Raw genomic sequence first — 13,477 nt, 5'->3', positions numbered from 1 at the left:
CTGGGCGGCACCCTGCCGCTAGTTACGGGAGCTGGGTGAGAAGTTTCTGCATCGTGGCGATCTCGGCGGCCTGAGCCGCCTCGATCGTCTTGGCCAACTCGATCGCCTTCGCGCTCTGCCCGGAGGCCTGTTCGGTCTTGGCCATCGCGACCGCGCCCTGGTGATGCTTGATCATCATCTGCACCCACATCCGGTCGAACGCCGCCCCGCTGGCCTTGCCGAGATCAGTCATCTCCTGCTCGGTCATCATGCCGCCGCCCGGCATCGAGTGGCCCATGCCCGGGCTCGGGACCGGCTTGACCCATCCGGTGAGCCAGCCCGACATCTGCTGGATCTCCGGACCCTGCGCAGCCTTGATCGCCGTCGCCAACTGCTTCACCGACGCGCTCTTGGCCTGCTTCAGCGCCATGTCGGCCATCTCCACGGCCTGGCGGTGATGCGGGATCATGCCAGTAGCGAACTCGACATCACTGTCGTTGTGGTCCACCGGCGCGGTCAGCGTGGCCGCCGTGGTCGGTGCCATCGTCTCGTGATTCATCCCCGGCATCGAAGATGAACTTGCCGAACCGCCCGGCTGGGTGTTGTCGCTGTTGCCACAACCAGCCAGGGCCAGCCCTGCCGCCAATGTGAGTGTCGCCGCAACGTGGACACGGGTGATGTGCTTCATAGGAGTTGTTCCTTCCATCGACTGCCTGAAGAGATCTGGGTATGTGGAAGCGAGCAGACGGCACGCCGCAGCGTGCGGTCACCCGCAGGCCGGTGGGCCTAGGTCCGCAGTACGCAGAGCTTCGACAGCGATGGCGCCAGCCAAGGCGGGGAACGCCCGGGCAGCGGCGACAACTGCAGCGGCAGCACCTGCCACGCCCGGGGCACGGACCGGGCCGACCGCAGCCAGCACAACATCAACGCCACCCCCACGAGCGCGAGCGACGCCGCGAGAACGGCCACACAGACACCGCTCATCCCATGGTTGCCGGCAGTGGAGTGGGCAGAGACCAGCGCATTCGAAGCCGACGCGAGCTCAGTCACCGCCGCCATGTCGGCTGCCGACCCGTCAGACATACCGACGTGACCGGATAACGGTCCACCGTCGTCGGCAACTGCAGCGACTCCGGCCGCCGCAGACATGTGCCCCGCACCGGAGGGGGGCATCGCGGCGGCACTGCCGGCCATGGCCGGATCGTGATTCATCGTCAAGGCATGCATCGCGAACACACCGGCGAGCACACCGAACAGCACCAGGGCCCGCATAAACCCCGACGTTCCCCGCCCGCTCCGAATGTTCATCAAGCTCCACGATAGCCATCCCGCGCCCGACCCCGTCGTCACAGCCCAATGCCGATCCGGCCACAACGTCGAATGTGCCGGCCAGACATCACCCGCCAAGAACCCGAAGGCCTTGTTCCGAACACAGACCCCCAACTACTATCCAGCATAGTAGTTGGTGTGGAATCGAGACGGGCCATGGTGGTCCGGGGGGAGCGACATGGCGGTTGCCAGCGTGATGCGTCAAGGTATCAACACTGTTCTGCGACCGTTGGGCGTGCAGATGATCCGTGCCCGCACAACCGATAGGGCAATCCAGGCCTTCTTACCGGCCAAGCAGACCATCGCGGCCGCGAAGCGCGCGGGCCTGTCCGTAGGTGACTACCTCGATCAGTACAGTGCCGAGCCGCAGGTGACGGCTGCGGCAGTCCAGGCGCTACTGCAGATGAGTGCTTTAGGCAACGAGGTGGATCGGGTGTGCGAGATCGGTCCAGGGTCAGGACGGTATGCCGAGAAGGTCATCGAGGCGTTGCGGCCCTCGGCGTACGAGATCTACGAGACGGCCTCGGACTGGCTTCCCTACCTTCGAAAGCTTCCCAACCTGGTGGAGCGTCCGGCTGACGGTCACACCCTCTCGGCGACGGCGACGAGCTCGGTCGATCTTGTGCAAGCGCACAAGCTCTTCGTCTACATCCCGTTCGTGACGACTGTCGGGTATCTGGAGGAGATGGCCCGAGTGGTCCGTCCAGGCGGGATCGTCGCATTCGACATCGTGACGGAGAGCTGCCTGGATGAGCAGGCGACGAAGACTTGGGTCGCCGGGAACGCTGTCATCTACATGGTGACGCCGCGCAGTTGGACTGTTGAGTTGCTGGATCGCCGGGGCCTCGATCTTGTCGGCAGCCACTTCGAGCCCCTCAGCGGTGGGCTCACTGAACTGCTCGTGTTCCGCAAGCGTCGAGACTGATCCCCGAGGCCTGGCGCCAGACTTGAGGGGAAAAGGCATGGGGAACTTCACTGAACTCGTCAAGGCGGGGCGCATTGGGGTCTCGAGCAACTGGGTGTCCCGGCCGCGATGCGTCCAGGGCACCGTCGGTGCAGAGTCCGCGAGAACGGATTCGGCACAGTTGGGGGTAGCTCCACGGTAGCCCCGGCCAAAGGCGGTGTCTTTCTCGATGGCTGGCTGGCACGGGAGGGGTTCGCTGGATGACCGGGTGCGGTCGGGTCTAGATGGGCTGATGATGGCGGTATGACCGTTGCGGAGGAGACGTTCCAGCCGTCGGTGCCGGTGTGTTGGTGCTGCGGTGGCGAGTTTGATGATCGTGACCTGGTGCGGCTGGGAGCTCACCCGGAGGTCGGGGTCTGCGTAGGTTGCGCGAAGTATCTGCAGCGCAGGGCTGCCGAGCGGGAGGACGAGCTCCGCCCCTCGCGAGGGGCGCGTGCGCGCGCCGTGGTGCGACGCGTGCGCGGCAGGGTGGTCGGCAGGGGATGGCACGAGCTGCCAGTCGTGGGGCGAGTGCTGCGCCGGATCGACAAGTACCTGCCCTGACCGGGTCGGTGTCAGGACGCGAGGAGCGGCCAGAACAGGTGAGTGGCGAGGTCTCCAGCTTCGGCCGGGTTGAGGATCTGTCCGGGAACACCGGGGTGGCTGCTGGTCCAGACTTGTGCCGCGGCGTGGTCGGTGAAGAAGTTGAGATAGTCGCAGCAGCAGTCGGCTGACGGTCCGCCGCCGGCATCGGCGCCGATGAACACGACGGCGCCTGCGGGCTGCCACGTAGTGCGCCCGCCCGTGCTGGCGACAGAGATGGGCCGGCCGGTGGTGATGTCGACGGACTCGACTCGGGTGTTTCGGCCGAGCATTGGCGCGATGCCGAGTGCGTCGATCGCGCACATCGCGTAGACGTCGACACCGACGCCGGCGGGGTTGGGAGGGGCGATGTGGACACGGTGCCGGGTCGGGGAGGCCGAGAACGGGTACGCGACCGCGACCTGGCCGTCGGCATCAAGCCGGATCGCGTCGACCTCGTGCAGTGCGCTCAGCACGTCAGCCGGTGCTCTGCCGCTGCTGGCCACTGCCTGGTCCAGATCCGCGTCGTTGGGCGGAACACCTCGGGCCGCGAAGCCACGCAGGATCATCTGGTGCACGGCCTTCTCGACCGGATCCATCGGCACGGCGCGAGTCCGCCACGCGCTCAGAACGTCGCCTGGCGTAGCGGCGGCAGTGGCGCCGGCGGCTGTGATCGCTGCAAGGAGCTGGTCGACGGAGGGAGCTGGCACGATCCGGCCGGTCTCGTCGCGGTAGAGCCGGCATGACAGCCCGCACCCGCACTCCCCGTCGGCGGCGAACGGGTCAGTGCCGTCGATCAGCAGGGTGGGCGAGCCGGCCATGCCGTAGCGGGCGGCGTCGGTGTCGGTCTCGATCAGCCGGGTGGTGACGGGCAGATCGGTGACGTCTGCGAGGCGTTGCAGCATCGGTGCCAGGTTTGGGCAGTCGGGCACGTGCAGGACTTCGAGTCTCATCGGGTCGCCTCCGGGCGGTGGTCGATCGCTTCAAGCAGCGCGCAGTTGCGGTCGGCGCGGGGCAGGTCGCAGGTCGCGACCAGGTCGGCCAGCGAATCGAGCATCCGTTGCAGGTCACGGATCCGCTCGGCGAGGTCTGCGCGGCGGTGTTCGGCCAGCGCCCGCGCGGCATCGCAGGCGTCCGGGCCGCCGTTGTCGAGATGGAGGAGTTCCTCGATCTCGACGAGGGTGAAGCCGAGTTCCTGGGCGCGTTTGATGAACCGCAGCAGTTCGACCGTGCTGGGTGGGTAGTCACGGTAGCCGCCCGGTGTGCGGGGCGGCTCGACGAGCAGTCCTCGGCGCTCGTAGTAGCGCAGCGTCTCGGTGTTGACCCCGGCGCGGCCTGCCAGCTCACTGGTTCGCATACAACCATCCTCGACCCTGTGCTCAGCTACAGAGTCAAGGGTGCTGGCCCGTGCCTGGCAGCTCGTCGCCAGCCCCGAACCTGCGGGGCCGATACGAGCTACTGTCGCCCTTTACTGCTGGAGCAATCCGATCGGGGTAGCCATGCCTAGGAACAGGACCAACTGGTAGGCGCTGTTGATCGCGGTGAGCCGTGCGGGCTTTTGCTCGAAGCCGTTGTGCTGGGCCAGAGTCGAGAGCGAGAACCCGAGCCAGGCGACGACGCCCACGGCCAGGGCCAGCCATACGGAGTCATCGCCGAAGAAGCCCTCTGCGATGGAACAGGCGACGGCCAGAGTGACACCGGTTGCGATGATCGATAGCGCAAGGATCGCGAAGGGGCTGTTGCCGCCCTTTGCGGACTTCTCTTTGGTCACGCCGGTCAGCTTGCGCCAGGTGGGGCCGAGCAGTCCCCAGTCGCTGTACCAGAGCCAGGCGATCGCCATTCCGGCCACAATCGAGACCACGACGGCCCACCAGTTGATGCTCAGCTCCACAGGAACTCCTGTCTTCGGTGATGAATCCGAGTAGTTGTGTGACGAGCCGGTCAGGCCTCGAGTCGTGCTTTCAGCCGGGTCATGTTGCGCTGCATCTCTTTGCGAGATTGAGGGCGCACAAGGAGCGGAACGAGGAGTTTGCCGATGCCGTGGCCTTCGAAGTCGAGGCTGATGGTGAGGCGAGTCCGGTCGGCGCCAGGCAGTGGCTCGACAGCGACATCGACCGTGGCTCTGATGGGTCCATCGATGCCGTGGACGGCCCAGCTCGTGGGCGGGTCGTACTTGGTCACTGTGGAGGTGACGTCGCGTTCACGGCCGCCGATGCGGCGAGTGGTGCTGCAGATCGCCCCGATGGTCGTCTCGTGATCCATGCGACCGCCGACCACGTTGGCCTGCCACTCCGGGAACCGTGCCGGGTCGGTGACGTAGCCGAACACCTCCGCCGCAGGTGCAGCGACCTCGATCTGGTTCACGATGGCAGTCATCGCCGGCTCCTTCCCGCTGATACTGGGGCTCCGCCCGTTTGGCGGCTGTTGATGGCATGACGAACGAGATGCCGCCGTTTCGACAAGGCTAGGGCGGCCAGAGCGATTTTGACCGGTTCGGCTGGCAGAGTCGGGGCATGGTCGAGGAGCCCAGTGTTCCGATCCGCCGCGATGTATTGGTCATCGGCGGCGGCCAGGCAGGGCTTGCCATGGGCTATTGCCTGCAGCGAGCCGGCCTCGATTTCGTGATCCTGGATGCCGGCTCAGCCGTGGGGCACGTGTGGCGGTCGCGGTGGGACTCGCTGAACCTGTTCACCCCTGCTCAATACGCCGCGCTGCCCGGGATGGCGTTCCCCGCCCCGGTCGATACCTATGCCGGTCGTGACGAGGTCGCTGGCTATCTCGCCACCTATGCCGAACGCTTCGGCCTGCCGATCAAGTTGAACGCCCGCGTCACGGGCCTGCGCCGTGCCGGCGCCGCGTTCAAGGCCGACAGCCCTGCCGGGACGTTCCAGGCCCGGCAGGTGGTGGTCGCGACCGGGCCGTTCTCGACGCCGTACGTTCCGCCGGTTGCTGACGGGCTGGCGCCGGAGGTGCCGCAGATCCACACCGCGGCCTACCGCAACCCCGAGCAGGTGCCCTCGGGTCGGGTGCTGGTGGTCGGCGGCGCTAACTCCGGCTTCCAGATCGCTGCCGAGCTCGCCCAGGCGGGGCGAACCGTCGATCTGGCCGAGGGACGCCGTAACGCCTGCATCCCGCAACGACCTCTCGGGCGAGACGTGTTCTGGTGGCAGGACAAACTCGGGCTGTTGCGGGTGAGCGCGCAGTCACGGCTCGGGCGGCTGATGGCCGCCAACGACGGCACGGTGATCGGCTCGACCCGCCCCGGGCTGCGCAGACTGGGCGTCACCTTCCGGCCGCGCGTCACCTCAACAGCCGGGCGGTCGGTGACGTTCGCCGACGGCTCGCGCAGCGACGTCGACGCGGTGGTGTGGGCCACGGGTTTCCGGATCGACGATACCTGGATCCGCATCCCCCAAGCGCTCGACGACCGCGGGCGGCTGCTGCAACACCGAGGAGTCGTCGACGCTGTACCAGGCCTGTTCACGATCGGCCGGCCATGGCAACACACCACCGGCTCCGCCCTGCTCGGATTCGTCCAGCACGACGCCTCCTGGCTCGCTCAGCAGACCTCCGCACGCACCGCGGCCGCCTGACCACCGCCCGGAGTGATGCCTCGTTGTCACACAGCTGAGCGCGAACAGACTGCGCAGCCGGGGTGACACTGTGGCTGTGGGCAACTTTGTCGCCTGACCTGGCCGGGCCGGTCGCGCTCGAACTTGCCGGGCAGTCGAGCAGCTGCCCGGCGAGCACGGCATGCCGGCGGAGCAAGATTCGAGCTGAAGTGGGATGGACTCCTCTACTGAACAAGTCAAGTCAACCGCCCAGACAGAATGCCGGGGGCGGGGTATGTGGGACAAGAGCACAGCACTGCCGGTGCCTGCATGACCTCGCAGGCACCGGCAGTGTGAAGAAACGTCAGTCGGCGATCGAGAACTCGTCGCACAGCAGCAGACTGAGCCCGCTGGTCGAGGCCTCCCGCACGCCCAGCGTCTCGCCCTGCACGGTCAAACCCTGGAGATCGAGCAGCACCATCGGTCTTCCTCTCGTCGACGCGGCCGGGCCGGTCGGCCTGACCAAACGAACTGGAATCGCGGCAACACTTCGCGGGTCGCCTCACCAGCCCGTCCACGCCGCATCGGTACCCCAACGAAGCCAATCCATTACTCACTGTGAGACAGCGCACTTCTCACCGCCGCGCACGGATGCGGTCCGCAGGGGTGCTGGGAGACGATTGCGGCATGGATCACGACGGCCAATCCCTGGTGCCCGGGTTCACAACCCCCGAGGAGCCCGGGATGCCCACACTTGACCTGTCCGGCGGCGATGCCCCCGAGTCGTTCGCCCGCCTCGCGGTAGACCTCCACGACTCCACAGGCCTCGAAGAAACTGTCCAGACCGTCGTCGACTTCGCTCTGCAAGCCCTCGGCTGCTCCCACGCCGGCGTCGCGCTGAAGCTCAGGGGCGGCCAGCTGGAGATCCCGGCCGTCACCGACCCCGTCGTTGCCGAGATCTACCAACTCCAGGCCAACGGCGCGACCGGACCCCTCACCGAGTCCATGCGCCACCGCTCCATCGTGCTGGTGCGCGACACCACCACCGACGACCGCTGGCCCAAGTGGGCCGCCGCCGTCCGCGAACTGGAGGTTCGCAGCGTCCTCGACGTACCGCTCAACACCTCAGCCGGATCAGTCGGCGTCCTGGGCCTGTACTCGATCCACCCTGATGCGTTTGGCCCGGACGAAGAAGCCATCGCCCACATCCTCGCCCGGCACGCCTCCATCGCGGTGGCACCCGCCCGGCACGAAGAACACATGGCGGCCGCCGTGGACGCCCGGAAACTCGTCGGCCAGGCCATGGGGATCCTGATGGAGCGCTACGACGTCGACGGCGACCGCGCCTTCGCGATCCTGCGCCGCTACTCCCAAGACACCAACACCAAACTGCGTGACGTCGCCGTCCAGCTGATCGAGACCCGCAAGCTGCCGCGCTCACCACGCTGACCACGCTTTGTTGTGCTTGGCGAAGACAACGGCGGGCACCGGCGGTGACGTGGAGCCGGGATCCCGCGCGAGGTCAGGGTTACTAGGTTCCGGAGTTCAGACCAGCAGCCCTGGAGCCGCCTCACCAGGCACAGCGCGGCAACCTCGCCGGAGTCTCCGAACAGGTCCTCGAGGCCCTCGCGGGGGCCCTGCGCCTCGACGACGCCGAACGAGCCCACCTGTTCGACCTCGCCCGGGCCTCGACCGGCCCTGTCCGCGGCTCCCGCCGTACCGCAGTGTCCAAGGTGCGCCCCGGTGTCCTGCGGATCCTCGACTCGCTCGCCACGCCGGCCTACGTCCGCAACGGCATCCTCGCCGCCAACAACTCCGCCTATGCCCTGTACGACGGGATCCTGGACCGCGAACGGCCCCCGTTCAACGTCGCCAGGTTCTTGTTCCTCGACCAGCGCGCACCCAGCTTCTTCCTGGACTGGGAGATCGTCGCCGACGACTCCGTCGCCGCGCTGCGCGCCGAAGCCGGCCGCAACCGCCACGACAAATCACTCACCGCCCTGTCGGGTGCTGCACGACGTCGACGCTGGCTCCGCGACAAGGCCGGGTGCGTCTTGCTAGAGACCGAAGGCCTCGCCTTCGATGAGGATGAGCAGGCCGATGCCGATGAGGACGACGGGAAGCAGGATGTGGCCCCACCGCGACAGTGCCTTGGCGATCGCGGGTCGGGTGGCGAAGTAGCGACCGGCGGCGATCCAGACGGCGACCAAGATCAAGAAGACGACGACGTAGACGATCATGCCGCCGATGCCCGCGGTGGCGAAGACGGGGACGTAGACGCCGATGTTGTCGCCGCCGTTGGCGAATGTCACGGTCGCCACGGCCGCGGCGGCGGGCGCGCTGGTCTTGGCCGGGTTGTCGTCGTCGGCGTCGTTGCGATGCCGCCAGGCCTGGATCGCGGCCTTGATCCCGAGCGCCAGCGGCAGCAGGCCGAGGTAGGGGATGGCCTGGTCGGGAAGGAACGTCGCACCGAAGGCTGCGGCGACAGCGACGGTGAGAATGGCTATGAACCCGAGGAACTGGCCGATGGTGATGGAGCGTGTCGTGCCGCGGTGCCCGGCGCCTTGGGCGAAGAACAGCGCAAGGACGACGATGTCGTCGATGTTGGTGACGGCGAACAATCCGGCGGCCTGACCGATGATGCCGAGATTCATGCCCGGCCCTCTCTTATAGAGGCGACCGGATTCGTTTCCCCCACGTGGTTGCCTTCCTCAGCGAGTGTTGTCCTGGCCGTCGATCAGGGGCAGCATCGCAGATCCGCGTGCTGTGTCCGGCGATCGTGCCGGCAGTTGCCGCGTCGCCTCGACGCGTCGCTGCCGCAGGTGTTTGAGCGAGTCTTCCAGCGCGGCGACTTCGCCGAGCCAAGCCCGGTCTTTGGCCTCTCCCGCGGGCCACCTCCCAGGCAACTCGAGTGGATGCCAGATCCGGCTCGTCGACACCAATCTGGTTGATGTCGGGAGGAGTCAGGGGCTGAGTCCGTGGGCACGCAGCCAACGCATCGGGTCGACCGGACCTGCACCGCCGGGCCGGATCTCCAGGTGCAGGTGTGGTCCGGTGGAGTTGCCGGTGGACCCGACAGCGCCGATCTGCTCTCCGGCGTCGACCCGTTCACCGACAGTGACAATGATTTTGGATAGGTGGTTGTACCAGGTTTCGGTGCCGTCGGCGTGGCGGATCTTGATCTGGTTGCCGTAGGGCCCGGCCTGGCCTGCCGAGATGACGACGCCTTGCATGACGGCGCCGACCCGGGTGCCGGTCGGTGCAGCGAAATCGGTGCCGGTGTGATTGCGGGCCCACCGGCTACCGCCTTGACCGAAGACCGCGGTGATGCGGTAGCCGGAGACCGGCATCTCTACCGCGGTACCGGCGGCTCGAGCTTTCTTCTCTGCTTGGTCGTGGGCCCGTGCCGCGGCGGTCTTGGCTGCGGCCAGCGCAGCTGCTCGCCGGGCGATCTGCGACCGGGCGATGTCGAGCTTCGCGGCTCTGGCAGCGGCCAGCGCGGCGATGACCTGCTCGCTGGGGCCTGAAGACTGGCTGAGTTCGCCCCGGGATCCATCCCTGGTGGCCAGTTGGCGGCGATTGATGCGCGCCGTGACCAGCGCCGTGAGCTGATCGTCGCCGCGAGCGGCGCTGAGCCCAGCCAGATCCACGGCCGCGTTGGCCGATCTCGAAGGACCCACCAAGTGGTGCCCCAGCCCGGCGGTACCCGCAGCGGCGGCAAGCGCAGCGGCCAGACCGATCAACGAGGCGTTGCCGGGTCTTGTCCGGCGCGCCAGCCGGTGCCTGGCAGTGCGAGCGACGCCTTCTGCTGGTTTGCGGTCGGCGCGACGGCCTGCGGCGCGCTTGGGCGCAGCGCGTTGCTGGAACACTGGAGGCCTTCCGGCTAGGAATCGGCGTGTACGGAAATGTGGGTCATGCCACCGCTGGCGACTCGATGCAATCCACGTCATGGACCGCTTCCAGAGCCAATGTCACCGCTGTTCCCCAGCCGCCGGCGCCACAGCCAAGGCCTGCTGCTCGGCGACGACGTCGTCGACCAGACCGCGAAGCGTCGAATGGTCGACCCGGCCGATCACCCGCGCGGCGACCCGCCCGTCGCGGTCCAGGATCAAGGTGGCGGGGACCGCGTTGACCGGCAGGACCCTTCTGAACGCCAGCAGCACCTGCCCGTCGGTGTCCACGACGCTGGGATACGTGATGTCGAACGACCGGACGAACGCTTGGGCAGCCGCAGAGTTGTCGCGGGTGTCGATCCCCACAAAACGGACCGGCCCGGACGCGGTTTCCCGGGCCACTCGTGCCAGGTCGTCCGCCTCGGCACGGCACGGACTGCACCACGACCCCCACGTGTTGATCACCACGACCTTGCCGCGCAAGGTTGCCAAGTCGAACGACGCACCGTCCAGGGTTGTCCCCTTCAGTCGCGGCGCAGCCGGCCGATCAGGCGCGTAGCGGGTGAGGCCTGTGTCGACGCCCGCGCTGCCGGTCATCTCGGTGGGCCGATCCAGTTCACCGTGGGTGAACCAGCCGGCCTCCGCGCTCGCGAACAATCCCAGGCCCAGCAGCCCTGCCAGGAACACCGCCCGAACAACCAGGATCCGACCGCGGCCAGCCCTCATCCGTTCCGGCCCAGCCGAGCACACGGTGTCACGATGACCGGCTCGGCCATCGCCCCGGCGGCACCGTCACTGAACTTGTTCACCGAAGAACCTCTATTGGTTGGGGACTGCACGACATCTACTATGCACGATAGTTGTTAGTAGGTGACATCACCCTGTCGACAGGAGAGCCAAGGGTCATGGGCAAACAGACCTCTGCGGCGCGGTCGCTCACGATCGAGCCCACCGGCCCCGGGCGCGGCTTCTTCCCACTGCTGGCGGTGTTGCTGACGGTCGGCGTGGTCGTGGCCGGTGGCGCGTTGTGGCGCGTCCGTGGCGACGATCCTGCTACGGGGCCCGCGGCGGTGGCGGCCGGTCAGCCGCGGGTGGGCGGCGACCTGCATGCGGTGATGGTGGACGGGGATCGCCGCTTCGTCAGCGGACACGCCGGCGCGGCCTACAGCGACGGCGCTGGCGCATGGACGGCCGTGCGCGGGTTGGACGGCAAGGATGCGATGGCCTGGGCCAGTGTTGCCGGCCGGATCTTCGTCGGTGGCCACGAGGGCCTGTACATCTCGACCGATAAGGGAGTCACCTTCGCGGCCGCACCGGTCGATCTGCCCATGACCGATGTCCACTCCCTCGGTGGCAGTGCGTCGACGATCTATCTCGCCTCGCCGCAGGCGGGGCTATTCGTCTCGACCGACGCCGGCAAGACGTTCACCCAGCGCAGCGTGGTCGGACGGTCATTCATGGGCACGATCCTGGTCGATCCCGTCAACTCCAACCACGCGATCGCACCTGATATGGGAGGCGATGTGGTCGAGACTCGCGACGGTGGCCGGAACTGGCTGTCTCTGGGAGGTCCCCGCGGTGCGATGTCGGTGGCCTGGGATCCGCGTGACCATGCCCGGATGGCTGCTGTGGGCGCCGACGGGTTGAGGACCAGTACCGACGCCGGCCGGTCATGGAAGAAGATCAGCGCGCCCGCTGGTACCGTGGCCGCCGCGTTCGACGGGCAGGGCCGGCTGCTGGCCGCCACCTTGAGCGCCGACCTCGCCCGGCTGCACGCCAGCGGCGACTCCGGAGCGACCTGGACGCCGGCATGACCGCTCATTCACGGTACTGCAGGCGCTTCAACCCGAATCAGGGGAGAATGAGCCATGCGCGGATTCGGTGATCTGGAAGCAGTCGTGATGAACCACCTGTGGGCCCTGGACACCCCGGCCACGGTGCGGACCGTCCTGGACCACCTGCAGGCCACCCGCCCGCTGGCCTACACCACGGTCCTGACCGTGATGGACAACCTGCACAGCAAAGGGTTCCTCGCCCGCGAGCGCGAAGGCCGCGCACACCGGTACTGGCCGACACGCAGCCGCGCCGAGTACGCCGCCGAGCTGATGGGAGAGGCGCTGGCCGACAGCGGGGATCCGGTGGCCGCGATGTTGCAGTTCGTCGAGCAGATGCCGGCCAACGAGGCATCACGACTGCGCACGCTGCTGGGCGACAAAAAGCCCGGCCGCTCCAAGGGGCGGCCGCGATGATCATCGCCGTGACGCTGTTCGGGTACGCGGTCGTGATGGCGACCGGTGGAGCATGGCTGTTGCGCGCAGCGGAATGGCCGGCCCGCGCGCCGCGGCTGGCGATCGCGACCTGGCATGCGCTGGCGGCGTCGGTGTTGTCATCGGTGCTGTTCGGCGCCGCGGCACTATCGGTGCGGCTGCACCTGGTCAGCACCGATCTGGCCGACATATTCCATGTCTGCGTGACGAACCTGCAGGCTGCTTACGCGACACCCGGCGGTGCAGCCACCACGACACTCGCCCTAGTTGTGATGGTCGCTGTGGCGGCCAGAGCCGGGTGGGGCGTCACGACAATCCTGCGCCGTGCCGCGCGGCAGCGCCGTCGCCAGCGTCAGATCCTCGGACTCGTCGCCTGCCATGACCCCGAGTTCGACATCCTCGTCCTCGAGCACCCCGCGCCGTCGGCGTTCTGCCTTCCCGGCCGCGGCCATCGCGTCGTGGTGACCAGCGCCGCACTGGGCTTGCTCAGCCGCACCGAACTGGCCGCGGTGCTGGCCCACGAGCAAGCCCATTTGGCCGGTCGCCACCACCTGCTGGTCGCGATCTCGCAAGGACTGGCGCGCGCGTTTCCCGGCGTCCCGGTTTTCACCTGGGGTCATGTCCAGGTCCGTCGCCTGGTGGAACTCGCAGCCGACGACCGGGCCTGCCGGCGTCACCGTCCATCGAGCGTGGCCAACGCCATCCTCCTGCTGGCCGATGCCGCCCCACCGGCCGCTGCGCTCGCGCTGGGCGGCGAAGCCACTGAGCTGCGCCTTCGACGGCTCACCGGGAGACAGTTCCCGCTGCGCCGCGGGATGCACAGCACCCTCGCCGGCCTGGTCGCGGGCGTCCTGGTCGCGCCGGCGGTCATCGCCGCCGTCCCCGCGCTGATCGCCGCCGGCATGGACTACTGCGGACTGACCTGACTTTCCG

Annotated in this window: 17 protein-coding genes and 1 pseudogene; 8 read left to right on the top strand and 10 right to left on the bottom strand. The window is 67.8% G+C overall.

Translation table 11 applies throughout. The annotated features are described in order from the left end of the window. Positions 1–22: 22 nt before the first annotated feature. Both A3ES_RS0103405 and A3ES_RS0103400 read right to left on the bottom strand, forming a co-directional pair. Positions 23–538, bottom strand: a complete 516-nt coding sequence (locus tag A3ES_RS0103405; RefSeq protein ID WP_237744840.1) for a DUF305 domain-containing protein — start codon at positions 536–538, stop codon at positions 23–25. Between the two features lie 227 nt (positions 539–765). Beyond that, positions 766–1,287 carry a hypothetical protein gene (locus tag A3ES_RS0103400; protein WP_157630315.1) on the bottom strand — a complete coding sequence of 174 codons (522 nt, stop codon included), beginning with the start codon at positions 1,285–1,287 and terminating at the stop codon, positions 766–768. A gap of 199 nt (positions 1,288–1,486) precedes the next feature. Between A3ES_RS0103400 and A3ES_RS0103395 the strand changes: the two genes are divergently transcribed. Both A3ES_RS0103395 and A3ES_RS0103390 read left to right on the top strand, forming a co-directional pair. After that, the gene (locus tag A3ES_RS0103395) at positions 1,487–2,233 is read left to right on the top strand and encodes a methyltransferase domain-containing protein (RefSeq protein WP_020385370.1); all 747 of its coding nucleotides are present in this window, start codon (positions 1,487–1,489) and stop codon (positions 2,231–2,233) included. A 282-nt stretch (positions 2,234–2,515) separates the two neighbouring features. Next, complete coding sequence (locus A3ES_RS0103390) at positions 2,516–2,815, top strand: hypothetical protein (protein ID WP_020385369.1); 300 nt, start codon at positions 2,516–2,518, stop codon at positions 2,813–2,815. 11 nt (positions 2,816–2,826) lie between these two features. Here the strand turns inward: A3ES_RS0103390 and A3ES_RS0103385 are convergent, their stop codons facing one another. The 4 genes from A3ES_RS0103385 to A3ES_RS0103370 all read right to left on the bottom strand — a co-directional run bounded on the left by A3ES_RS0103385 (position 2,827) and on the right by A3ES_RS0103370 (position 5,209). Beyond that, positions 2,827–3,786 carry an alkylmercury lyase family protein gene (locus A3ES_RS0103385; protein ID WP_020385368.1) on the bottom strand — a complete coding sequence of 320 codons (960 nt, stop codon included), beginning with the start codon at positions 3,784–3,786 and terminating at the stop codon, positions 2,827–2,829. Beyond that, on the bottom strand, positions 3,783–4,190 hold the full coding sequence (locus A3ES_RS0103380) for a MerR family transcriptional regulator (protein ID WP_020385367.1): 408 nt from the start codon (positions 4,188–4,190) through the stop codon (positions 3,783–3,785). Before A3ES_RS0103380 ends, A3ES_RS0103385 begins: the two co-directional genes overlap by 4 nt. A gap of 111 nt (positions 4,191–4,301) precedes the next feature. Continuing rightward, on the bottom strand, positions 4,302–4,724 hold the full coding sequence (locus A3ES_RS0103375; protein WP_020385366.1) for a DUF1761 domain-containing protein: 423 nt from the start codon (positions 4,722–4,724) through the stop codon (positions 4,302–4,304). Positions 4,725–4,774: 50 nt separating this feature from the next. Further along, positions 4,775–5,209 carry an SRPBCC family protein gene (locus A3ES_RS0103370; RefSeq protein WP_020385365.1) on the bottom strand — a complete coding sequence of 145 codons (435 nt, stop codon included), beginning with the start codon at positions 5,207–5,209 and terminating at the stop codon, positions 4,775–4,777. 137 nt (positions 5,210–5,346) lie between these two features. On the opposite strand from A3ES_RS0103370, the gene A3ES_RS0103365 reads away from it, so the two are divergent. Continuing rightward, positions 5,347–6,426 carry a flavin-containing monooxygenase gene (locus A3ES_RS0103365; RefSeq protein WP_020385364.1) on the top strand — a complete coding sequence of 360 codons (1,080 nt, stop codon included), beginning with the start codon at positions 5,347–5,349 and terminating at the stop codon, positions 6,424–6,426. Between the two features lie 322 nt (positions 6,427–6,748). On the opposite strand, the gene A3ES_RS53770 is transcribed toward A3ES_RS0103365, so the two are convergent. After that, positions 6,749–6,865 (bottom strand): SapB/AmfS family lanthipeptide, encoded by a 117-nt coding sequence (locus tag A3ES_RS53770; protein WP_020385363.1) that lies wholly within the window; start codon positions 6,863–6,865, stop codon positions 6,749–6,751. A gap of 263 nt (positions 6,866–7,128) precedes the next feature. On the opposite strand from A3ES_RS53770, the gene A3ES_RS0103355 reads away from it, so the two are divergent. Together A3ES_RS0103355 and A3ES_RS56990 are read left to right on the top strand one after the other, a co-directional pair. Then, complete coding sequence (locus A3ES_RS0103355) at positions 7,129–7,833, top strand: GAF and ANTAR domain-containing protein (protein WP_040453988.1); 705 nt, start codon at positions 7,129–7,131, stop codon at positions 7,831–7,833. Between the two features lie 275 nt (positions 7,834–8,108). After that, positions 8,109–8,393: pseudogene (locus tag A3ES_RS56990) on the top strand (MmyB family transcriptional regulator); the annotation flags it as partial. Positions 8,394–8,441: 48 nt separating this feature from the next. Here A3ES_RS56990 and A3ES_RS0103350 read toward each other — a convergent pair. From A3ES_RS0103350 to A3ES_RS46120, 3 genes are all read right to left on the bottom strand, one after another. Continuing rightward, positions 8,442–9,038: a cadmium resistance transporter gene (locus A3ES_RS0103350; RefSeq protein WP_020385361.1), complete on the bottom strand. Its 597-nt coding sequence runs from the start codon at positions 9,036–9,038 to the stop codon at positions 8,442–8,444. Positions 9,039–9,347: 309 nt separating this feature from the next. Then, positions 9,348–10,253 carry a M23 family metallopeptidase gene (locus A3ES_RS0103340; RefSeq protein ID WP_020385359.1) on the bottom strand — a complete coding sequence of 302 codons (906 nt, stop codon included), beginning with the start codon at positions 10,251–10,253 and terminating at the stop codon, positions 9,348–9,350. 102 nt (positions 10,254–10,355) lie between these two features. Further along, entirely contained in the window at positions 10,356–10,964 is a 609-nt protein-coding gene (locus tag A3ES_RS46120) for a TlpA family protein disulfide reductase (RefSeq protein ID WP_020385358.1), read from the bottom strand. Between the two features lie 218 nt (positions 10,965–11,182). Between A3ES_RS46120 and A3ES_RS0103330 the strand changes: the two genes are divergently transcribed. Genes A3ES_RS0103330 through A3ES_RS46115 form a run of 3 tightly spaced genes read left to right on the top strand, consistent with a single transcriptional unit; the run spans position 11,183 to position 13,470 of the window. Then, positions 11,183–12,091 (top strand): WD40/YVTN/BNR-like repeat-containing protein, encoded by a 909-nt coding sequence (locus A3ES_RS0103330; protein ID WP_020385357.1) that lies wholly within the window; start codon positions 11,183–11,185, stop codon positions 12,089–12,091. A gap of 54 nt (positions 12,092–12,145) precedes the next feature. Then, positions 12,146–12,526 (top strand): BlaI/MecI/CopY family transcriptional regulator, encoded by a 381-nt coding sequence (locus A3ES_RS0103325; protein ID WP_020385356.1) that lies wholly within the window; start codon positions 12,146–12,148, stop codon positions 12,524–12,526. Next, a complete protein-coding gene (locus A3ES_RS46115) occupies positions 12,523–13,470 on the top strand; it encodes a M56 family metallopeptidase (RefSeq protein WP_020385355.1) in 948 nt (315 codons plus the stop codon). The genes A3ES_RS0103325 and A3ES_RS46115 overlap by 4 nt, the downstream gene beginning before the upstream one ends. Positions 13,471–13,477: the final 7 nt, after the last annotated feature.

The sequence above is a fragment of the Kribbella catacumbae DSM 19601 genome (genome assembly GCF_000372465.1).
In the GTDB taxonomy this organism is placed as follows: domain Bacteria; phylum Actinomycetota; class Actinomycetes; order Propionibacteriales; family Kribbellaceae; genus Kribbella; species Kribbella catacumbae.
This window is presented reverse-complemented; position numbering and strand designations above follow the sequence as displayed.

Coding starts and splice junctions, on each gene's coding strand:
- A3ES_RS0103385 (WP_020385368.1), bottom strand. CDS start 3,786: ATGAGACTCGAAGTCCTGCACGTGCCCGACTGCCCAAACCTGGCACCG.
- A3ES_RS0103380 (WP_020385367.1), bottom strand. CDS start 4,190: ATGCGAACCAGTGAGCTGGCAGGCCGCGCCGGGGTCAACACCGAGACG.
- A3ES_RS0103400 (WP_157630315.1), bottom strand. CDS start 1,287: ATGAACATTCGGAGCGGGCGGGGAACGTCGGGGTTTATGCGGGCCCTG.
- A3ES_RS0103325 (WP_020385356.1), top strand. CDS start 12,146: ATGCGCGGATTCGGTGATCTGGAAGCAGTCGTGATGAACCACCTGTGG.
- A3ES_RS0103330 (WP_020385357.1), top strand. CDS start 11,183: ATGGGCAAACAGACCTCTGCGGCGCGGTCGCTCACGATCGAGCCCACC.
- A3ES_RS0103355 (WP_040453988.1), top strand. CDS start 7,129: ATGCCCACACTTGACCTGTCCGGCGGCGATGCCCCCGAGTCGTTCGCC.
- A3ES_RS53770 (WP_020385363.1), bottom strand. CDS start 6,865: ATGGTGCTGCTCGATCTCCAGGGTTTGACCGTGCAGGGCGAGACGCTG.
- A3ES_RS0103390 (WP_020385369.1), top strand. CDS start 2,516: ATGACCGTTGCGGAGGAGACGTTCCAGCCGTCGGTGCCGGTGTGTTGG.
- A3ES_RS0103350 (WP_020385361.1), bottom strand. CDS start 9,038: ATGAATCTCGGCATCATCGGTCAGGCCGCCGGATTGTTCGCCGTCACC.
- A3ES_RS0103395 (WP_020385370.1), top strand. CDS start 1,487: ATGGCGGTTGCCAGCGTGATGCGTCAAGGTATCAACACTGTTCTGCGA.
- A3ES_RS0103370 (WP_020385365.1), bottom strand. CDS start 5,209: ATGACTGCCATCGTGAACCAGATCGAGGTCGCTGCACCTGCGGCGGAG.
- A3ES_RS0103365 (WP_020385364.1), top strand. CDS start 5,347: ATGGTCGAGGAGCCCAGTGTTCCGATCCGCCGCGATGTATTGGTCATC.
- A3ES_RS46115 (WP_020385355.1), top strand. CDS start 12,523: ATGATCATCGCCGTGACGCTGTTCGGGTACGCGGTCGTGATGGCGACC.
- A3ES_RS0103405 (WP_237744840.1), bottom strand. CDS start 538: ATGAATCACGAGACGATGGCACCGACCACGGCGGCCACGCTGACCGCG.